This is a genomic window from Bradyrhizobium sp. USDA 4501 (assembly GCF_054062115.1).
On record NZ_JBSSEX010000001.1, the window covers coordinates 2883868 to 2903133 of the forward strand.

Below are 19266 nucleotides of genomic sequence, written 5' to 3' on the forward strand. Positions count from 1 at the left end.
TGATCGTCGTCATCATGGTTCGCTCCTCTCGCGGTGGATCGCATCCATCGTCAAAACGGGATTTCTTGGGCCAGATCGGCCTCAACGGCTTTGAGCGCCGTGGCAAGCGTTGGCCCGCCCGCGCCACGGCGCAGCACCTCGCCAAGCGTGCGGATCACATCGTCAGGACGCTCGCCGCCGATGACCATGCCGCACAGCTTCCGCTGCACCTCCTCCTCGTCGCCGATGGGGATGTCCGGCTGGGCGGCCAAGATTTTCGACAGCAATGCCGCCGCCTCATCGCGCACCGCGCCGTTCGCGGCAGTCCCCATTGGCGGCGCGGGAGGTGGTGGTTGTCGCGCTGATGGTGGCGCGGAAGGTGGTTGTTGGTCTGCGACGGGGTCGATCAGCGCGCCGTCATCCGGCGCGCGCTGGTTCGGTGGCGCGTCGTTGCCGTTGGTAGCGCTCTCTCTCTCATCACGGGAGGTGCGCGCGGCGGGGACCGCCGCGCTCTTCTTGGAGCCCTTCTTGGAGATCTTCTTAAGAAGGGGCGACACCAGTGTCGCCTTTTGACGACTGTAATGTCGCCTTGGCGCGACACCAGTGTCGCCTTGGCCCGGCTGAATAGGCGACATGGATGTCGTGTTGGCGTCGCCGATCCAATAGGTGCTTGCCTTGTCCGGCCCATGCCCCGGCGCGACGTTCAAGCCCAGCGGCTTCAGAACGTCGATCATGCGTTGAACTGATCGGACGGTGACGCCACCAAGATCGCTCGCCAGCGTCTTTTGCGTGACGAAGGTGCTGCGGCGTTTGATGTCCATGCGTTTGAAGGCGATCACCCAGCAGAGCTTCGATGCCAGCGGCGGAACTTCCGGCGCGTTAGCCCGCCGCGAGAACTGAGCGCGCAGCCGGTTGAAGTCCTTCGCGTCGCCGCTCATGGCGCATCCCGGTGAGCAGCGGCGGCGCGCTTGGCCCGGTGCTCGGCCGCCACTGAGGCTCCAACGCCATCGAGAAGGCGCGCTGCAGTATCGCGCATGACTGAAAGAAACTGGAAGCGTCGATCTCCGGACAGGCGTTCGGCCTCCTCCTCGATCATCATCGCGAAGTCACTGCAGCGCTCGATGAAGGCGTCGTCGGGTTCAAGCCTTTCCTGCTGCTCCGAAGGCGAGAGTGTGCACTGCTGCCCCGATGGCTCGCCTCGGCGCAGGAACTCGGGGATGTCGGGCATGCTGGCCGGCGCGCTCGCGGTCGTCGCCCTCGACCTGGCCTCGGCGCGATCCGCCGCCGCAGTCACGGCCGGGTCTTTCGGCTTGGTGCGCGTCGGTGGCTTCCGCGACTTGCCGTCCTTGCCGACCGTCTTGGTCAACTGGTCAATCTGTCCAGTTGATTGCAACTCGGCACGCACGATGCCGACCGTCACGTGGCTGGCCTTCACCACCTCGGCGATCTGCCGGTTGGACTTCTCCGGGGTCGCCTTCACCAGCTTGGCGATCAACTCACGCTTCTGGTCGGCGGTCAGGTGGCGGCGGTGGATGTTGGCGCTGATGACGTGCTCGCAGGGGTCAAGCAGCGAGTGATCGTCCACTGCGTACTCTTGGTTGCCGATCTTGACGGTGACTTCCCCGTCCTTCTTGACGAACTTCACCGACAGGCCGACAAGCTCAGCAGCGTCCAGCCGGTTGCGGCCATCGAGCAAGAACCAGGGACGACCGCTGTCAGCCTGCCAGACCGCGACGTTCGTCTTGAGCCAGTGCTGCTTGATGTCCTCGCCGAGCATCTTCAACTCGTCGGGTGTCATCATCGGGAACAGTTCGGCGGCGGGATGTATCTTGATCTGGTCGCGCCAGCTTGTCGGTTGTTTTGCGTTCATGGTTGCCTCTCCCTCTCAGGGTTTGAGGCCGGGCATTGCGGGGCGAAGTTGCTTCGGCTATTTGCAGGGCGCTATTCAGACGCCTTTCTTGGGCCGGTGCTTGCGTTTGCCCCGCAAGTTCCCGGCCCTTTTACGTTGTGACTTCTCCGACTTCGCTCGCGGCGTCGCGTTCCGCCGCCTTGTGTTGAGGCATTGGCGCATAGGCCGGTGAGGTCGTCTTGTGTGGAATACGAACAAGCAGCATCGCCATGGTCCCTTTGGCGTTTCGGCGTTTTTTGCTGCTTGCTCGGAGGCCGACGCGGGGCAGCCTCGCACAGTCGTAATCAGGAAAGGCCGCGACGGCTCAGTCGCGCGTGGAGACACCGCCAAGCAAGGCGATGCGGTCGATCTTCTGATTGCCGTTCTCCATCAGCAGCTCAATGCGCGACAACACCTCGCCCAACGGCAGGCGGGCGACCTCATCAGCCGGAAGGTAGCGGTAGCCGAGGGCCTTGGCGCGCGCGATGGCCGCGACCATCAATTGGCTGGCCTTCTGCGCTTCGCCTTCAGTGTGGGACAACGGCGCGGGTGCTGGATCGGTCATTGATCACTCCGATGGCTTTCACGTTGCGCTGGTCTCGGCCTTGGCGACAGCGGACGCGGCCTCGCGCTCGGCGCGCCAGCGGTCGGCGGCTTCCTTGGTGATGATTACGCGCCGCAGAATGCGCGTCTCACGCGGCGCGAGACCCAGTCCGCGAAGCTTTCGATACAGACCTTCAGAGATGTCGTTCGCGGCGCAAAACTCGGGGACCGAATAGGCGGTGCGCTCGACCGCAGCCGCCGCTGCGGCTGCGGCGTTCTCGGCTTTGGTTTTGTTGGCCATGGGGCTCCTCGTCGGATGAGATGACGAGGAGAAGCATGCCGACGCGCCGCGAAAATTCCAGTGCCGCGATCGATTTGACCCGTCCGAAAAACTAGACAAACGAGACGAAAATTCGGGGCTTGTTTGTCGCGTCTCGGAACCGGCGCTACCGGGTTGCCCGACGTTCGAGCCACCGCACGATCGACTTGTGGGCGGGGATTGCGCGGCCGATCACCGGCTGGCTCGCGACCCACAGGAATTTCGCCGCTGGCACCCCGCGCGGTTTGCCGTCAAGATCGGCCCAGATTGAGAGGAGTTCGCCCCAGTAATCATCGCGCGCGGCCTTGCGTGCGTTGTCTCCGCGAACCGTGACCATCGTGGCCTTCCAAATCTGGCGGTCGAGGTTGGAAAGCAGCTTCGTGAAGTAGTCGCGGGTTGCGTTCTCCATGTCGCTATCGACGCCCTGTCGCAGCATCAGGTGTGCGCGGCGGTCGCCGTATTTGAACTGTACGGCGAGCGCATCCATGATGCGCGCCCTCCAGCGTTCGGTGTCCTTGCGAAGGGCGACAAGCTCTGCACGGCGCGGCCCTTGATGGGTGCTGGCTCTCTCGTGAAGATACCGGTTCGCTGCCAGCTCGATGCGGACCCGGAACAGCATGCCGACATCGAGGCCAAGGTCAACACGCACGGCGGTCTTGATCCGCTCCAACTGCTGATCGGTGTAGGCGAAGACCTCTAATTCGATCGTCGCCGCAGCCCGCGCGGGTGTATCATCGCCCTTAGCCTTGCCCACGTGCTGATCCCACTGGGTTGGTCAGTCCGGGCCGGAGGCGCTCTCAACGCCCCGGCCCGGTCGCATTTATCGCGCCAGCTTCACCACGTTGTCCAGCTTCGGCGGCTCGGCATCGGCGAGCAGTCCCCGGCGGGTCAGATCGTCCGCCGCGTTGCCCAAATAGCGGCCGTAGGTGCGCTCGATCTCCTGCACGCTGGTGTCGTGGTTGAAGGCGATGACCCTCACCGGCACGCTGGCGAGGATTTGGCGGATGATCGAGCTGTGCCGCAACGTGTACGGCGTGAGCGACAGGTCTAGGTCGAGCCGCGTGAGCACGACGCGGAAGCGGAGCGACAAATTCCAGATGCGATCAAACAGTGGACGCTTCGCGCCCCGCGTCTCCGCGCGCTGCCGCAGCATCTTCGCCAGCTTGGGCGTGATCGGCACCGAACGCTGCTCGGGGTCGCGATCCTTGCCCTTGTTGGAGCACCAGATCATCAGGCGCGGCGCTTCCGGGTCGTCGTCGCGCAGATCGTGGGGCCACACCCTGAACGCTTGGCTTTCCCGCGTGCCGGTCACGGCAAGCACGTCGATCAGTGCGCCGAACTCGGCATCCTCGACGTAGCATTCGGCTACGATGTCGCGGATGTCGGCGTCCGACAAGTGGTAGTTGTCGCGCGGCGGGGCGTTGCTACCCTTCGCCTTCAACGGCCGCAGACCGTTCTTCCATGCGGCGGTGTTGGTGATCCGCTTGTCGCGTTTGGCGGCGAGCGCCAGCGCGGCCTTGAAGCTCTTGCCGATCCGGTTGGCAGACGAGAGCTTGAGGCTCTCGGAAACGAGCCCGTTGCGCCAGTTCAACAGCTCGGTCTCGGTGAGCAAGGCAACCACTTTCGCCAGCATCGCCGGGGCGCAATGATTGCGCACACTGGTCGCGTTGTAGACCGCGCCGGCGCGTATCTTGAGGTCGGCCTCGTAGGCGGTGAGCGCTTCATCGACCGTCGCGGGCTTGCCGTTGTCGCCTTCGCTGCCCCGGACCATCTTCAGCGCGTGCTGCGACGCCTGATAGAACGACATGACGCTGACGCCGTTGGCGTCCTCGTGATCGTCGGCGACGGCGAAACGCTTCAGCCATCCGGCGTGAACGGACCACGTGCCGGGGCCTTCGTTGCGGCGGTAGCAAAGGAAGATGCCCGGTGCGACCTGGGCGCGATACGGCTTCTTTCGGGTCGGGAGCTTGAGCCGGTTGGTTCTGTTCTTCAGTTTGTCGGAATAGATGCTGCGTGCCATGATCCCCTCGGTGTCCCTCAAAATGTCCCCAAACTGTGGGTATCACTCAATAAAGCTCAGTGATGCTCAGTGAGGTATTTATTAGGTATTTCAATTAGTTACGTCAGGAGGGGACTATAAAATGAGGCTCAATGAGGGTCAATTATTCCCCTTGTGGGAGAAGGTGGCGCGGATGCAATCCGCGCCGAATGAGGGGTCTCTATCCGCGGAGACAGACCCCTCACCCGTCCGCGATGCTGCGCATCGCGTCCACCCTCTCCCACAAGGTGAGAGGGCAAGATCGCCGAAATTTAGGGAACGTAGGATGGGTAGAGCGCAGCGAAACCCATTGCCTTCGTGCCGTGCATTGAGATGATGGGTTTCGCTGCGCTCTAGCCATCCTACGCACCCGACACGCTGCGGGCCTAACTCTTCAACTTCGCCATCGCCACGCCTTCGCGCGCCAGCTCGTCGGCGCGTTCGTTCTCGGCGTGGCCGGCGTGGCCCTTGATCCAGTGCCAGCGCACCTCATGCGGCTTCAGCGCGGCGTCCAGACGCTGCCACAGCTCGACATTCTTGACCGGCTTCTTGTCGGCGGTGCGCCAGCCGTTGCGCTTCCAGCCATGGATCCAGCCGGTGATGCCCTGGCGGACATACTGGCTGTCGGTGGTGAGATCGACCACACAGGGCTTCTTCAAGGCTTCGAGCGCCGAGATCGCCGCCATCAGCTCCATGCGATTATTGGTCGTGTGCGCCTCGCCGCCCTTCAATTCCTTCTCGACCTCGCCGAATCTGAGGATCGCGCCCCAGCCGCCCGGCCCCGGATTTCCGGAGCAGGCACCATCGGTGAAAACAGTCACATGCGGCTTTTCGCTCACGCCGCGCACCCGGCCGGCGTGACGCCATAGTCGTTGATAGCAGCGACGCTCTGCTGGAAGCGCAGCTTGCGGACATATTCCAGCGGGTCCTTCGGCTGCACCAGCGCGCCTTCGGGCACGTTGAGGAAATCGACCAGGCGCGTCAGCAGGAAGCGCATCGCGGCACCGCGCGCGAGCAGCGGCAGCGCGGCCTCTTCCGCCGCCGACAGCGGGCGCTCGCGGCCGTAGGCGTTGAGCAATGCGCGCGCCTTGGTGACGTTGAAGGAATGATCCGGCTCGAAGCACCAGGCGTTGAGGCAGATCGCGACGTCGTAGGCCAGGATGTCGTTGCAGGCGAACGGGAAGTCGATCAGGCCCGAGAGCCTGTCGCCCAGAAAAAACACGTTGTCGGGAAACAGGTCGGCATGGATGACGCCGACCGGCAGATCGGTCGGCCAGGCGGCTTCGAGATGATCGAGCTCGCGCGCGATGAAGTCGTGCAAGCCCGGCTGCACGCTGTCGGCCCGCGCGGCGGCGAGATCGAACAGCGGCCGCCAGCCGGAGACCGACAGCGGATTGTTGCGGACCAGCGGAAAATCCCGGCCGGCAACGTGCATTTTGGCCAGCGCCTCGCCGACGCCGGAGCAATGCGCCACGTTCGGCCGCCGCGGCCACACGCCCTCGAGGAAGTTGATGATCGCGGCGGGCCGGCCGGCGAGCCGGCTAGTGACCTCGCCCTTGCGGTTGCGCGCCGGCTGCGGGCACGACACGCCGCGCTCGGCGAGATGGGCCATCAGCGACAGGAAATACGGCAGGTCGTCCTCCGCCACGCGCTTCTCATAGAGCGTGAGGATGTAGGCGCCCTGGCTGGTGTGCAGCAGGAAGTTCGAATTCTCGACGCCCTCGGCGATGCCCTTGTAGGAGAGCAGTTCGCCGATGTCGTAGCTTTTGAGGAATTCCGCGAGGTCTTCGGCGGCAACGTCGGTGTAGACCGCCATATGGTCTATTCCGCCGCGGCAGCGTCAGGCCGCAGCGAACGCGGCAGCGGGAAGAACTCGTTCTCCTCCGCGGCCGAGACCGTCTCCACGTGCAGTTCATAGCGCTCGGCGAAGGCGCCCATGATCTCCTCGACGATCACTTCCGGCGCAGAGGCGCCCGCGGTGATGCCGAGGCTCGTGATGCCTTCGAACCTGCTCCAGTCGATGTCGCTGGCGCGCTGGGCGAGCACGGCGATCGGACAGCCCTCGCGCTCGGCGACCTCGCGCAGGCGCTGCGAGTTCGACGAGTTCGGCGCGCCGACCACGATCAGGGCGTCGACCACCGGCGCCACCTTCTTGACCGCGAGCTGACGGTTGGTGGTCGCGTAGCAGATGTCTTCCTTGTGCGGACCATTGACGTTCGGGAAGCGCTGCTTGAGCAGCGTCACGATCTCCGCGGTGTCGTCGATCGACAGCGTGGTCTGGGTCACGAAGGCGAGGTTGTTGGGGTCCTTCGGAACAAAGGTCTTGGCGTCCTCGGCGGTCTCGATCAGGGTCACGGCGCCCGCCGGCAGCTGCCCCAGCGTGCCGACCACCTCGGGGTGGTGGGAATGGCCGATCAGCAGGATCTCGCGGCCGCGCTTGAAATGGATCGCCGCCTCGCGGTGGACCTTGGTCACCAGCGGGCAGGTCGCGTCCAGCGAGAAGAAATTGCGGGATTTGGCCTCGGCGGGAACCGATTTCGGAACGCCGTGGGCCGAAAACACCACCGGCGCGTTGGTATCGTCGGGAATTTCGGCCAATTCCTCGACGAAAATGGCGCCTTTGGTCTTCAGGCTGTCGACCACATACTTGTTATGGACGATTTCGTGCCGGACATAGACCGGCGCACCATAAATGGTGAGGGCACGTTCGACCGTGTCGATGGCACGGACCACCCCGGCACAAAAGCCGCGGGGGGAACAAAGCACGATTCTAAGGTCGGGTTTTTTGGCTGACATCGGGCTGTCTCGGGGCAATCTCGGGACCGAATCACCCCTCGCCGGCGGGCGGGGAACGGCCAATTTGAGTAAGGACTTGGGACTGCTTTCGGGCGCTGTCAAGGCGATTTTGCTGGCCCATTGCGCCATTCCCCCCGGAGGGCTTATATAGGCCCTATAATTCCCGTCATCGCCGATGACTACCAGCTTCGCCTCGACAGAGGTGGGCGAAGCACAAAGGAGATTTGCCATGAGCAACGCACCGCTGATGCCGAAGGCGACTGCCGTGTGGTTGGTCGACAATACCGCCCTGACCTTCGATCAGGTGGCCGATTTTACCAAAATGCACCCCCTCGAGGTCCGCGCCATCGCCGACGGCGACGCCGCCCAGGGCATCAAGGGCATGGACCCGATTTCCAACGGCCAGCTGACCCGCGAGGAGATCGAGCGCGGCGAGCGCGACCAGAACTACCGCCTCAGGCTCCAGGAGAGCAAGGTGGTGCTGCCCTCCGCCGCCAAGAAGAAGGGCCCGCGCTACACCCCGGTGTCGCGCCGCCATGAGCGTCCGAGCGCGATCCTCTGGCTGGTCCGCAACCATCCCGAGCTGAAGGACGCCCAGATCATGCGTCTGGTCGGCACCACCAAGACCACGATCGCCAGCGTACGCGACCGCACCCACTGGAACGCCTCGACCCTGACCCCGATGGACCCGGTGACGCTCGGCCTGTGCTCGCAGATCGAGCTCGATTTCGAGGTGCAGCGCGCCGCCAAGGAGAAGCCGACCACCACGGTCTACGGCGGCGCCACGCTGCTGCCGGCCTCCGAGACCACGCGCCAGGACGAGCTGGACGATCAGCCGATCGAGCGCCACGACGATCTCAACGTCGATGCCGTGTTCGCCAAGCTGAAGACGATCGGCGGCAAGAAGCCCGCCGACGACGAAGAGTAAGCGCGGATCGCGCAACTCGAAGCGCAGAATACGAAACGCGGCAGGGCAACCTGCCGCGTTTTTGCTTGGAAGCGCATGCGATGGGCGTGACGACGGCCGTCGGCGCGGCTCAATGCCGGTCGGGATTGTTCATCATGTATTCGCCGAGATCGCGCTGCCGCCGATCGGTGCGGGCTTCGGCGTTCTGGCGCTGCACGTCGCGGTTCTTGCGGCAGGCGACATAATCAGGCGAGCCGACCGCCACCTTGCCGCCGGCCTGGCAGTACTGATCGTCGTCGCCCATGCTCTCCGCGATCGGCGATCGGCCGCGTTCGAGGCAGCCTGCAAGCAGCGGCAGCGCGAGCAGCAAGGCGAGAGGCGCGCGAGCGGAAATGGATCGCATCCGTGGGTCCGTATCTCATGGCATATGACAGGGAGGCCGGGATGACCCGGCAATCCATCAAAATCAAGGCCGTTTTGCTTCCGAATGCGGAAGTCTTGTTCCACAGGTGCCGACCTCAGGCGCGGGAGGTGCCAGCACTCCCTCGCCCCGCTCTTGCGGGGTCGAGACGAGCGCTGCTCGCTCTTAGAGGGTTGGGGTGAGGGGCCGCCTCCGCAGAATGAATGCAGCGAGCGCGCGGAGCCCCCCTCACCCGGATCGCATTGCCATGCGACCCGGCCTCTCCCCGCAAGCGGGGCAAGGCAACAAGAGCTACGCCTTCCCCTTCAGCGCCTCGCCGATTTCGTCGAGCACCTTCGGGTCCTCGATCGTCGCCGGCATGGTCCAGGGCTCGCCGTCGGCGATCTTCTTGATGGTACCGCGCAGGATCTTGCCGGAACGGGTCTTCGGCAGCCGCGCCACCGTGATCGCGAGCTTGAACGCGGCGACCGGCCCGAGCTTGTCGCGCACCAGCGCCACGACGTCCTTCTCGACCTCGGCGGGCTGCTTGGTCACGCCGGCCTTCAGTACCAGGAAGCCGCACGGCACCTCGCCCTTGATCGCGTCCTTGACGCCGAGCACGGCGCATTCGGCGACATCGGGATGCGAGGCGAGGATCTCCTCCATGCCGCCGGTGGAGAGCCGGTGGCCGGCGACATTGATGATGTCGTCGGTGCGGCCCATCACCCAGACATAGCCGTCCGCATCCTTGTAGCCGGCATCCGAGGTCTTGTAGTAGCCGGGGAATTCCGAGAGATAGGCGTCCCCGAAGCGATCGTCCTGCTGCCACAGCGTCGGCAGGCAGCCCGGCGGCATCGGCAGCTTGATGACGATCGAGCCCATCGTGCCAGCCGCCACCGGCTTTGCCGCCTCGTCGACGATGTCGACCTGATAGCCCGGCATCGGCACCGTGGGCGAGCCGTGCTTGACCGGCAGCTGGCCGAGCCCGACCGGATTGCCGGCGATGCACCAGCCGGTCTCGGTCTGCCACCAGTGGTCGATGACCGGCACCTTCAGCTGCTGCTCGGCCCACTCCACGGTCGGCGGATCGGCGCGCTCGCCGGCGAGGAACAGGGTGCGGAAGCTCGAGAGATCGTAATTCCGGATGAACTTGCCTTCGGGGTCTTCCTTCTTGATCGCGCGGAACGCGGTCGGCGCGGTGAAGAAGGCGACCGCCTTGTGCTCGCTGATCACGCGCCAGAACGCGCCGGCATCCGGCGTGCCGATCGGCTTGCCCTCGTACATGATGGTGGTCGCGCCGTGGATCAGCGGGCCATAGACGATGTAGGAATGGCCGACCACCCAGCCGATATCGGAGCCGCACCACCAGATCTCGCCGGGCTTCACGCCGTAGAGATTGTGCATCGACCATTTCAGCGCAACGAGATGCCCGCCATTGTCGCGCACCACGCCTTTCGGGATTCCGGTCGTGCCTGACGTGTAGAGGATGTAGAGCGGATCGGTGGCGGCTACCGGCACGCACGGCGCGGCCTTGCCGGCATCGAACGCGGCCTGGCGAAGCGTCGCCCAATCATGATCGCGGCCCGCGGTGAGCTCGCAAGCCTGCTGCGGCCGCTGAAGGATGATGCAGGTCTCGGGCTTGCTGCCGGCGAGGCGGATCGCCTCGTCGAGCAGCGGCTTGTATTGCACGATGCGCCCGGGCTCGATGCCGCAGCTCGCCGAGAAGATCAGCTTCGGCTTGGCGTCATCGATGCGGGTCGCAAGCTCCTTGGCCGCGAAGCCGCCGAACACCACGCTGTGCACCGCGCCGATCCGCGCGCAGGCGAGCATCGCGACGACGGCCTCCGGCACCATCGGCATATAGAGGATGACGCGATCGCCCTTCGCCACGCCGAAATCCTGCATCACCGCAGCCAGCGTCTGCACTTCCTCCAACAATTCGGAATAGGTGAACTTGGTGATCGTGTTGGTGAGCGGCGAATCGTGGATCAGCGCGACCTGGCCGGCGCGGCCGCCGGCGACATGGCGATCCAGCGCGTTGTAGCAGGTGTTGACCACGGCGCCCGCGAACCAGCGCCCATAGGCGCCCATGGAGGGATCGAAGATCTTCTTGGCCGGCTCGATCCAGTCGATCTCGCGCGCCGCTTCCGCCCAAAAGCCCTCGGGGTCCCGGAGCGAGCGGGCATACACCTCATGATACCGGCTCTGCTGGATATTCATCGCGTTTCTCCCTCGCGCGGTCGCGCGTCATTTGCCGACCATTGTCACGGGAAGTGGCGCCGTTTCAAGCCGAAATGACCGCGACCTTCGGCCGGGTCGGAGCAAAGCGTTTTGGAGCGAAGTGGGTCCCGGTTCGCGTGAAGAAAACGCGTCAAAACAAGAATCTAGAGCTCATTCCGCTTCGATTGGAACGGAGCACTAGTAGCCGTCGACGCCGTTGATCCGCTGCAGCCGCTCGCGCATCGCCTTTTCCAGATCGTAGCCCGGCTTGCCGAAGTCGGCATTGCGGCGGGCGATGAACTGATCCTGCGCGCGCTGCAGCTCGCGCGCCTGGCGCGGATTCTGCGTCTCGCGCACCGTGCGGAAGGTGGATGCGACGATCTCGCGATCGAGATCGGCAAGCGTGGGATTGGCGCAGATTGCCTTCTCCACCGGCCGGCGCGCCTTGCGGCAATCGAAGCTCGGCTTGCCGGCGACCGCCATCATGGCGCCGATCCGCTCCAGCTCCAGCGACAGCGATTTGTAGTTGGCCCTGGCGGCGGCGTGATTGGGGTCGAGCTTGACGGCAGCACCAAAATCCAGGATCGCCTTCGGCCGGTCGCCCTTGCGGCGCCACAGCTCGCCGCGCGCATTATGCGCATCGGCAAGCGATGGATCGAGCTTGAGCGCGGTGTCATAGTCTGCGATCGCGCGATCGATCATCTGCTTGCGGTCATAGGCGCCCGCCCGCGCCATCAGCGCCTTAACGCGATCGGGCCTCGTCGCCTTCTCATTGTCGATCAGCGCGCCGCAGACATCGATGATCTTGTCGTCATCGGCGGCCGCTGCCGCCGCGATGCAGGGGCCGGCGTTGGCCTGCACATCCTCGCCCGGTTCGCTGCCGGTGGCGCGCGCAACGCCCGTCATCAGCGCGCCCGACAGGCCGACACAGACCAGCATCGCGGCCAGATTTGCAGGTTTGCGTCGCATCCTGATCGCCGACAAATCGTCCCTCTTCCGCGCCCGAACCGCCGGCCTCCGATGCCCGGCGGCGCGCCATTTGCCGCAAAACCACACGCTGGATTATACGTCAATTGCGACGATCGGCTGCATCGGGGGTTCGGCTTGCTCACATTCGAATGGATCATCGGGCTGTTGCTCGCGGCGGTGGCGCTATCGGCGCTGGCGCGGCGGATCAAGGTGCCCTACCCGACCTTCCTGGCGCTCGGCGGCGTGCTGCTGACGCTGCTGCCGTGGGCCCCGACCTGGGCGCTGGAACCGAAACTGGCGCTGGCGCTGTTCGTCGCGCCGGTGCTGCTCGACGCCGCGTTCGACACTTCGCTGCGCGATCTCCGTAACAACTGGCTGCCGGTCTCGACGCTGGTGGTGGTCGCGGTCGGCGTCACCACAGCGGCGGTCGCGGTGGTCGCGCATTGGCTGCGCCCGGACATGCCATGGGCGGTTGCGATCGCACTCGGCGCCATCGTGGCACCGCCGGACGCGGCCGCAGCCACCGCGATCCTGCGCCAGGTCAACCTGCCCTACCGGATCCAGAAGATCCTCGAAGGAGAAAGCCTGCTCAACGATGCCAGCGCGCTGCTCATCTATCGCGTCGCGGTCGGCCTCGTCGCCGCCGAGCACATGAAGATCCGCGAGTTCGTGCCGTCCATCACGATTGCGCTGGTCGGCAGCCTCGCCGCCGGCTTCCTGTTCGCGCAAGTCTGGATGATGATCACGCGTCGCATCACCGAGGCACCGAGCGCGATCATCACGCAGTTCGGCGGCACTTTCATGGTGTGGATCATTGCCGAGCATCTCGGGCTGTCCGGCATCCTCACCATCATCGCCTATGCGATCACCATCTCGCGCACCGCGCCGGCCCGCACATCGGCGCGGCTGCGCGTGTCGTCCTACGCGGTGTGGGAAACCGTCGTGTTCGTGCTCAACGTGCTCGCCTTCATGCTGATCGGCCTGCAGTTGCGCCCGATCTGGTCCGGGCTCGACGACGAGGTGCGGTGGAAGTATTGCAGCTTTGCCGCCGCGATCCTCGCCGTCGTGATCCTCGCCCGCATCCTCTGGGTAATGCCCTACGGCGCGCTGCTGCGCACACTGAAGACGCGCAACCTGCTGCCCGCCCACGTGGTGGACGCCGTGCCGACCTTGAAGCGCGGCTTCATCGTGTCCTGGTGCGGCATGCGCGGCATCGTCACGCTGGCGGCGGCGTTTGCGCTGCCTGAATGGTTTCCGTATCGCGATCTGATCCTGCTGACGGCGTTTGCCGTGGTGCTCGGTTCGCTCGTGATCCAGGGGTTGACGCTGCGGCCATTGATCCTGGCGTTGAATTTCGCTGACGACGATCCGGTCGGACGCGAGGCGGCCCATGCCCGCGGCGTGGTGTTTCGCGCCGCGCTCGACGAGATCGACGCCGACCCGTCGGAAGAGGCCGAGATCCTGCGGCTCGAATATCGCGCCGTGCTGCTGCGCGCGGAGAATGATCCCGACGGCGGCCTGACCTCACGCGAGCTGCCGTCGGATCCGCTGCGCCGCCGCGCCATCGCCGCGGCGCGTCAGGCATTGCTCAATCTGCGCCGCACCGAAGCGATCGGCGACGACGCATTCCATCTGGTCGAGGAAGAGCTCGACCGCGCCGAGCTCAGCGTGGAGGCCTAAAGCGCCATGAGGTTCGGATGAATAGCCGCCGCGACAGCACTGCGCTCCCTCTCCCCGTTCTTTACGGGGAGAGGGGCTGTCTCCGCGTAACCGGCGATAGCTGCATTTGCGGAGAATCCCCCTCACCCGGAATGCATCTAGCGATGCATTCCGACCTCTCCCCGCGCGCGGGGCGAGGTGAAGCGAAGTTCGCTGCTCAGGCGCCCGACTTCAAGCACCCGACTTGGAGGTGATGCCGCCGTCGACCACGAGCTCGATGCCGGTGACATACTTCGATTCGTCCGACGCCAGGAACAGCGCGGCATTGGCGACGTCCCAAGCGTCGCCCATGTGCCCCATCGGCACCTGTGCGTCGCGGGCCCGCCACATCGCCTCGACATCACCCTTGGCGTAGCTCTGCGCCAGCCCGGCCGAATGCGCGACCATCGGCGTCTTCATCAGTCCGGGCAGGATCGCGTTGACGCGCACATGCTTCGAGGCGAACTCGACGGCTGTCGACCGCGTCATCTGGTTCATCGCGGCCTTGCTCGCGTTGTAGCTGACATAGGAAATGCCGACATGGCGGATCGAGGCGATCGAGGAGATGTTGATGATCGAGCCGCCGCCCTGCTTGATCATGACGGGAATGACGTGCTTCATCGACAGATAGGCGCTCTTGAGGTTGACCGCGAAGACACGGTCCCACTCCGCTTCCCCAACTTCCACCACGCTGCCGACCTCGGCGATGCCGACATTGTTGTCGAGCACGTCGATGCGGCCATAGGCCTTGAGGCAGGCCGCGACCATCGCCTCCACCTCGCCGGCACGCGAGACATCGGCGGTGAATGCGACAGCCTTGCCGCCCTCGCCGGTGATGATGCCGACGGTCTCCTCCGCCGCGGCGCCGTTGCGATCGACGCAGAAGACGCTGGCGCCCTCGCGCGCAAAGGTGACGGCGGTCGCCTTGCCATTGCCCCAGCCGGGCCCGATCGAGCCCGCACCGACCACCATCGCAACCTTGCCCTTGAGCCGATCCATCGGTCTTTCTCCCTTGTTGTTCTTGCAGCCGGACCGTAGCCCGGATGAGCGAAGCGATATCCGGGGGCGCTATCCCCGCATATCGCTGCGCTCATGCGGGCTACGGATTCTTGCACACCCTGATCGTCGTGACATTAGCACCGATCGGATGCCCGATAATCTCCGATAAGGTCTGGCAGCGCCCCTCCTGGCACAGGTGCCATTCACCCGCGGCGCCGGAATTGCCGAGCACGACCTCCGCCCTTGGCATCGGCGGGGGCGACCATTGAAACCAGCCATCGACAAGGCGCGCCTCCGGCGGCGGCTCCATGCCGGCGCCGGTGCCCTTGACGCGCGCCTGTTGCAGCGTCAGCCCGGCCGGCGTGACCAGCCAGTCCTCCTGCCACGCGCTCTTCTCGATCGAATGCGTCCAGGCGAGCGTGAACGCCGCAATCGACAGCGCCTTCACGACTCCCGCGGAAGCGAGGCAGAGGCTCAAGCCGCCGCCTCCGCATTGCGCGGACGCTGCCGCCATTGCCATAGCACGACAGCAGCAGCGAGCGTGAAGCCCGCTGTATCCGAGAACGGGAAATCGCCGAGCAGGCAGAGCGCGGCGCCGAACGCGACCAGGATCTCGATGAAAGTCAGCCGCGTGAACAGGAAGCCGATCGCGACGATGCCGAACAATCCGATCGCCACCAGCGCCTTGAAGGTCGCCAGCGCCACCGCTCCGTAGAAGCCGAGTTGCGCCTGCATCGGATCCCCGGTCTGCAGCATCAGCGCCGGCGAATAGACGAAGATGAACGGAATGACGTAGCCGGCAAGCGCGATCCGCATCGCCTCCCAGCCGATCTTGTCCGGGTTCTCCTTGGCGATCGGCGCCGCCGCCAGGGCCGCGAGCGCAACCGGCGGCGAGAGGTCGGCCATGATGCCGTAGTAGAACGCAAACATGTGGCTTGCGATCAGCGGCACGCCGAGCTTGGCGAGCGCAGGCGCGGCCAGCGCCGCGGTGATGATGTAGGTCGGGATCGTCGGGATGCCGGTGCCGAGCAGGATCGACAGCAGCATGGTCATGATCAGCGCCAGGAACAGGCTCTTGGCGCCGAGCCCGATGATCCAGCTGCCGAAGATGGTGCCGACGCCGGTCTGCGTCATCATGCCGATGATGGTGCCGACGATGGCGCAGGCCATGCCGACCGTCAGCGCCGATTTGGCGCTGTCGGCGAGCGAGTCGCGGCAGGCTTTCAGGGTGGCGCGGCCGCCGCGGGTGATCGCCGCGATCACGATGAGACCGGCGACGACGCTGGCGACCGGAACGATCTCGATGCCGTGGCGCGACACCGCGGCAACCACCAGCGCAAGGCCGATCCAGAAGATGTAGCGCACGACGGTGTTGGAGAAGCCGAGCGTGATGCTGGCGCCGAGGATCAGCGCGACCGTGAGCGCAAGTCCCATGCTACCGGCGTAGAGCGGCGTGAAGCCCTCGAACAGCATGTAGACCAGCGCCGCGAGCGGCAGCACGAGATACCAGCGTGCCACCAGCGCCTTCCAGGCGCTCGGGATCTCCGAGCGCTTCATGCCGACGAGGCCGTGCTTGCCAGCCTCCAGATGCACCATCCAGAACGCCGAGGCGAAATAGAGGATCGCCGGGATCACCGCGGCCTTGACGATCTCCGAATAGGGCACGCCGAGCGTCTCGGCCATGATGAAGGCGACCGCTCCCATGACGGGCGGCATGATCTGGCCGCCCATCGAAGCGGTGGCCTCGACGCCGGCGGCGAAGGCGCGGCGATAGCCGAACTTGATCATCAAGGGGATCGTGAACTGGCCGACGGTAACGACGTTGGCGACGCCCGAACCCGAGATCGTGCCCATCATGCCCGAAGCGAACACCGCGACCTTGGCGGGGCCGCCGCGGGTGCGGCCGAACAGGCCGAGCGAGACGTCGGTGAACAGCTGGATCATGCCGGCGCGTTCCAGGAACGAGCCGAACAGGATAAACAGGAAGATGTAGGTTGCCGAGACGTAGATCGGCACGCCGTAGAAGCCCTCGGTGCCGAACGAGAGATGGGTGACGATCTGGTCGAAGTCATAGCCGCGGTGATTGAACGGCGACGGCAGATATTGGCCGAAGAACCAGTAGAGCAGACAGGCGCCGCACATCAGCGGCAGCGCCGCCCCCATCAGCCGCCGCGTGCCCTCGAAGATCAGGACCGCGAGCAGCGTGCCGACCGCAAGGTCCATGTTGGTCGGATCGCCGTCGCGGGCGATCAGGTCGGCATAGAAGATCCACTGGTAGAGCCCGCAGAGGAACCCGGCGGCGCCGACGATCCAACTCACCGCGCGGCCGAAATCGGTCTTGGCGGTGAAATTGCCGATCAGGCCGAAGGTCAGGAGGATCAGGAAGCCGACATGGACGCCGCGCACCACCTGGCTCGGCAGGTAGTTGAAGGCCGCGACATAGAGCTGGAACACCGCAAAGGCGAGACCGATGGCATAGGCCAGATGCCCCCAGGCACCCGGGCCGAAGCCTTCCGGAAAGCCATGCTCGAAATTGTCGAATTCAACCTTGATGGGCTGCTCGCCCTCAAGCTGCTGCTGCATATGATCAGCCCCCCGCCGTGCCAACGGCGCTTATATCCACTGAGTCCGCCCACCGAAAGCCGGGACAGGAAAAACGCGCCACGTCATTGCGAGCGAAGCGAAGCAATCCATCGCGCCACAAGGAGAGAGATGGATTGCTTCGTCGCTTCGCTCCTCGCAATGACGGCAAGGAGCAGACGTTCCGGCCCTACTTGATCAGGCCCTTCTCCTTGTAATACCGGATCGCGCCGGGATGCAGCGGAACCGGGCTGCCGGTCGCGGCGGCCTCGAGCTTGATCTCCTTACCCGCGGCGTGGGCATTGGCGAGTTCCGGCAGCGATTCGTAGACCAGCTTGGTCATCTGATAGGCGAGATCGTCCGACACCGCGCTCGAGGTCACGAGGTAGTTCACGACCGCGGCGGTCGGCACGTCCTTGTCCTGGCCGGTATAGGTATTAGCCGGGATGATCACGGAGACAAACGGCGGGCCGATCTTGTCGACGGTCTCCTTCGGCACGGCGACCACGGTGATCTCGCTCGAGGTCGAGAGGTCCTTCAGCGAGGCGACGCCGAGGCCGGCGGACTGCAGCGTGGCGTTGAGCTGGCGGTTCTTCATCAGATCCACCGATTCGGCGAACGGCAGGTACTCGACCTTGCCGAGATCCTTGTAGCTCATGCCGGCGGCCGCGAGGATCGCGCGCGAGTTGAGCTCGGTGCCCGACTTCGGCGCGCCGACCGACAGGCTCTTGCCCTTGAGATCGGCGAGCGTCTTGATGCCGCTCTCGGCGGTCGCGACGATCTGGATGTAGTTCGGATAGATCGCGCCGATGGTGCGCAGCTTGTCGAGCTTGTTCTTGAAGCCGGCCTCGGCGTCGCCTTCCCAGGCGGCTTTGAGCGAATCGCCGAGCGTGAAGGCGATCTCGCCGCGGCCCTGCTGCAGCAGCACCAGGTTCTCGACCGAGGCCTTGGTCGCCTGCACCTGGGTCTTCACGCCGGGGATCTTGTCGCCGTAGATCTTCCCCATCGCGACGCCGAGCGGATAGTAGACGCCGGAAGTGCCGCCGGTGAGCACGTTAATGAACTGCTCGGCCTGTGCGACAGGCGCGGACAAAACGCTGGCTGCCACGATCGCGGCAGCCATCAACTTGGAATTCATGAGTATTATTCTCCCCTTAAGCCGGCCGGAAATTGGCCGGACACCCCCGCCGGGTCAACCCATCCAAATGACGCATGCGCGGCGGAAATCCCCGATAGCAACACCACTTTACCTGCCGCGGGAACTCGCCGCGCGACCGGGCGACCGCTTCGAGCTGGTCGCCGCGACCCAGCCGCTGGCGGCCGCTAGCGGCCCGGTGTTCGCGCCGGCGATCGCCGCGGGACACTTGGCATTGTCGGACCCAGGGCGTTCGCGGCGCGGACCGGCCGCAACGAAGCAGCGAAGATCGGCTTGCGGCCCCGGATGTCGGCTTGAGCACCGCTATCGCCGGATTCATTGTCGTCCATGCCGGTTGCAGCGCTGCATTCCTGTTGCTTGCAGCCGTCGCTTGTGCCGCGCTGATCGGCTACTGCGCGTTGATGCGGGAGACGTTGCGAACAGCAGCGACGACGTCACGCACATCTGCATTGGCATCACAAAACGGGTGATCTGATTCGCCGTCGGCGCTCCGCGCAGCACTCTGCATGATGCGATCTCATGTCCGACAATGACGCAGTTCCGCGTCGGCGTCGACGCGACAACACAGTCATTAACGCCGTCTCTCGATGACACACGCGCACGATGTTTCTGCCGATGTGCAAAGTCGGACGCGATCGCGCTCATGAATGTCAGATGACGCATTTGTTGCAGGTGTAACAGCGGTGAGACGCCGCGATTCCAGCGCCATTTGAATCGAATTGAATCCTTTAAGGTTAGCGGGGCAATCAATGTATGATCCAGAAATTTCCATGA

Annotated in this window: 19 protein-coding genes; 3 read left to right on the forward strand and 16 right to left on the reverse strand. The window is 64.9% G+C overall.

The features are described 5' to 3' along the window. Nucleotides 1-50: 50 nt before the first annotated feature. From ACVWZM_RS13140 to ispH, 9 genes are all read right to left on the reverse strand, one after another. Nucleotides 51-917, reverse strand: coding sequence for a hypothetical protein (locus ACVWZM_RS13140; RefSeq protein WP_456853461.1), 867 nt, complete (start codon nt 915-917; stop codon nt 51-53). Then, complete coding sequence (locus ACVWZM_RS13145) at nt 914-1849, reverse strand: hypothetical protein (RefSeq protein WP_456853463.1); 936 nt, start codon at nt 1847-1849, stop codon at nt 914-916. Before ACVWZM_RS13145 ends, ACVWZM_RS13140 begins: the two co-directional genes overlap by 4 nt. A gap of 343 nt (nt 1850-2192) precedes the next feature. After that, complete coding sequence (locus tag ACVWZM_RS13150; RefSeq protein WP_456853465.1) at nt 2193-2432, reverse strand: hypothetical protein; 240 nt, start codon at nt 2430-2432, stop codon at nt 2193-2195. A gap of 18 nt (nt 2433-2450) precedes the next feature. Beyond that, nucleotides 2451-2711: a hypothetical protein gene (locus tag ACVWZM_RS13155; protein ID WP_456853467.1), complete on the reverse strand. Its 261-nt coding sequence runs from the start codon at nt 2709-2711 to the stop codon at nt 2451-2453. Nucleotides 2712-2856: 145 nt separating this feature from the next. Beyond that, on the reverse strand, nt 2857-3483 hold the full coding sequence (locus ACVWZM_RS13160) for a hypothetical protein (RefSeq protein WP_456853469.1): 627 nt from the start codon (nt 3481-3483) through the stop codon (nt 2857-2859). Nucleotides 3484-3549: 66 nt separating this feature from the next. Next, nucleotides 3550-4749, reverse strand: coding sequence for a site-specific integrase (locus tag ACVWZM_RS13165; RefSeq protein ID WP_456853471.1), 1200 nt, complete (start codon nt 4747-4749; stop codon nt 3550-3552). A gap of 404 nt (nt 4750-5153) precedes the next feature. Further along, on the reverse strand, nt 5154-5606 hold the full coding sequence (gene rnhA, locus ACVWZM_RS13170) for a ribonuclease HI (RefSeq protein WP_456853473.1): 453 nt from the start codon (nt 5604-5606) through the stop codon (nt 5154-5156). Then, a complete protein-coding gene (locus ACVWZM_RS13175; RefSeq protein ID WP_057016403.1) occupies nt 5603-6583 on the reverse strand; it encodes a homoserine kinase in 981 nt (326 codons plus the stop codon). The genes rnhA and ACVWZM_RS13175 overlap by 4 nt, the downstream gene beginning before the upstream one ends. A 5-nt stretch (nt 6584-6588) precedes the next feature. Then, complete coding sequence (gene ispH, locus ACVWZM_RS13180) at nt 6589-7563, reverse strand: 4-hydroxy-3-methylbut-2-enyl diphosphate reductase (protein ID WP_057016404.1); 975 nt, start codon at nt 7561-7563, stop codon at nt 6589-6591. Between the two features lie 229 nt (nt 7564-7792). Here ispH and ACVWZM_RS13185 point away from each other — a divergent pair, with 229 nt between their 5' ends. Further along, entirely contained in the window at nt 7793-8491 is a 699-nt protein-coding gene (locus ACVWZM_RS13185; RefSeq protein WP_456853475.1) for a DUF1013 domain-containing protein, read from the forward strand. Between the two features lie 109 nt (nt 8492-8600). Here ACVWZM_RS13185 and ACVWZM_RS13190 read toward each other — a convergent pair whose 3' ends face one another. The 3 genes from ACVWZM_RS13190 to ACVWZM_RS13200 all read right to left on the reverse strand — a co-directional run bounded on the left by ACVWZM_RS13190 (nt 8601) and on the right by ACVWZM_RS13200 (nt 12059). Next, entirely contained in the window at nt 8601-8873 is a 273-nt protein-coding gene (locus ACVWZM_RS13190; protein ID WP_075969207.1) for a hypothetical protein, read from the reverse strand. Nucleotides 8874-9182: 309 nt separating this feature from the next. After that, complete coding sequence (locus ACVWZM_RS13195) at nt 9183-11090, reverse strand: propionyl-CoA synthetase (RefSeq protein WP_057016406.1); 1908 nt, start codon at nt 11088-11090, stop codon at nt 9183-9185. Between the two features lie 198 nt (nt 11091-11288). Next, complete coding sequence (locus ACVWZM_RS13200; RefSeq protein ID WP_082653725.1) at nt 11289-12059, reverse strand: tetratricopeptide repeat protein; 771 nt, start codon at nt 12057-12059, stop codon at nt 11289-11291. Between the two features lie 135 nt (nt 12060-12194). Here ACVWZM_RS13200 and ACVWZM_RS13205 point away from each other — a divergent pair, with 135 nt between their 5' ends. Then, the gene (locus ACVWZM_RS13205) at nt 12195-13739 is read left to right on the forward strand and encodes a cation:proton antiporter (protein WP_057016407.1); all 1545 of its coding nucleotides are present in this window, start codon (nt 12195-12197) and stop codon (nt 13737-13739) included. Between the two features lie 210 nt (nt 13740-13949). Here ACVWZM_RS13205 and ACVWZM_RS13210 read toward each other — a convergent pair whose 3' ends face one another. The 4 genes from ACVWZM_RS13210 to ACVWZM_RS13225 form a co-directional block, all read right to left on the reverse strand. After that, on the reverse strand, nt 13950-14756 hold the full coding sequence (locus tag ACVWZM_RS13210; RefSeq protein WP_018269644.1) for an SDR family NAD(P)-dependent oxidoreductase: 807 nt from the start codon (nt 14754-14756) through the stop codon (nt 13950-13952). Nucleotides 14757-14856: 100 nt separating this feature from the next. Continuing rightward, entirely contained in the window at nt 14857-15270 is a 414-nt protein-coding gene (locus tag ACVWZM_RS13215) for a DUF1850 domain-containing protein (RefSeq protein WP_438077374.1), read from the reverse strand. After that, nucleotides 15231-17339: a TRAP transporter permease gene (locus ACVWZM_RS13220; protein WP_456853478.1), complete on the reverse strand. Its 2109-nt coding sequence runs from the start codon at nt 17337-17339 to the stop codon at nt 15231-15233. The genes ACVWZM_RS13215 and ACVWZM_RS13220 overlap by 40 nt, the downstream gene beginning before the upstream one ends. 187 nt (nt 17340-17526) lie before the next feature. Next, the gene (locus ACVWZM_RS13225; RefSeq protein WP_018269641.1) at nt 17527-18474 is read right to left on the reverse strand and encodes a TAXI family TRAP transporter solute-binding subunit; all 948 of its coding nucleotides are present in this window, start codon (nt 18472-18474) and stop codon (nt 17527-17529) included. A gap of 311 nt (nt 18475-18785) precedes the next feature. Between ACVWZM_RS13225 and ACVWZM_RS13230 the strand changes: the two genes are divergently transcribed. Next, nucleotides 18786-18962, forward strand: a complete 177-nt coding sequence (locus ACVWZM_RS13230; protein WP_156436140.1) for a hypothetical protein — start codon at nt 18786-18788, stop codon at nt 18960-18962. Nucleotides 18963-19266 lie beyond the last annotated feature (304 nt).

What these genes read in the sequence shown, in the direction of transcription:
- ACVWZM_RS13140 (WP_456853461.1), bottom strand. Translation starts at nt 917, where the DNA reads ATGAGCGGCGACGCGAAGGACTTCAACCGGCTGCGCGCTCAGTTCTCG.
- ACVWZM_RS13145 (WP_456853463.1), bottom strand. Translation starts at nt 1,849, where the DNA reads ATGAACGCAAAACAACCGACAAGCTGGCGCGACCAGATCAAGATACAT.
- ACVWZM_RS13150 (WP_456853465.1), bottom strand. Translation starts at nt 2,432, where the DNA reads ATGACCGATCCAGCACCCGCGCCGTTGTCCCACACTGAAGGCGAAGCG.
- ACVWZM_RS13155 (WP_456853467.1), bottom strand. Translation starts at nt 2,711, where the DNA reads ATGGCCAACAAAACCAAAGCCGAGAACGCCGCAGCCGCAGCGGCGGCT.
- ACVWZM_RS13165 (WP_456853471.1), bottom strand. Translation starts at nt 4,749, where the DNA reads ATGGCACGCAGCATCTATTCCGACAAACTGAAGAACAGAACCAACCGG.
- ACVWZM_RS13175 (WP_057016403.1), bottom strand. Translation starts at nt 6,583, where the DNA reads ATGGCGGTCTACACCGACGTTGCCGCCGAAGACCTCGCGGAATTCCTC.
- ispH (WP_057016404.1), bottom strand. Translation starts at nt 7,563, where the DNA reads ATGTCAGCCAAAAAACCCGACCTTAGAATCGTGCTTTGTTCCCCCCGC.
- ACVWZM_RS13185 (WP_456853475.1), top strand. Translation starts at nt 7,793, where the DNA reads ATGAGCAACGCACCGCTGATGCCGAAGGCGACTGCCGTGTGGTTGGTC.
- ACVWZM_RS13190 (WP_075969207.1), bottom strand. Translation starts at nt 8,873, where the DNA reads ATGCGATCCATTTCCGCTCGCGCGCCTCTCGCCTTGCTGCTCGCGCTG.
- ACVWZM_RS13195 (WP_057016406.1), bottom strand. Translation starts at nt 11,090, where the DNA reads ATGAATATCCAGCAGAGCCGGTATCATGAGGTGTATGCCCGCTCGCTC.
- ACVWZM_RS13200 (WP_082653725.1), bottom strand. Translation starts at nt 12,059, where the DNA reads ATGCGACGCAAACCTGCAAATCTGGCCGCGATGCTGGTCTGTGTCGGC.
- ACVWZM_RS13210 (WP_018269644.1), bottom strand. Translation starts at nt 14,756, where the DNA reads ATGGATCGGCTCAAGGGCAAGGTTGCGATGGTGGTCGGTGCGGGCTCG.
- ACVWZM_RS13215 (WP_438077374.1), bottom strand. Translation starts at nt 15,270, where the DNA reads ATGGCGGCAGCGTCCGCGCAATGCGGAGGCGGCGGCTTGAGCCTCTGC.
- ACVWZM_RS13220 (WP_456853478.1), bottom strand. Translation starts at nt 17,339, where the DNA reads ATGCAGCAGCAGCTTGAGGGCGAGCAGCCCATCAAGGTTGAATTCGAC.
- ACVWZM_RS13225 (WP_018269641.1), bottom strand. Translation starts at nt 18,474, where the DNA reads ATGAATTCCAAGTTGATGGCTGCCGCGATCGTGGCAGCCAGCGTTTTG.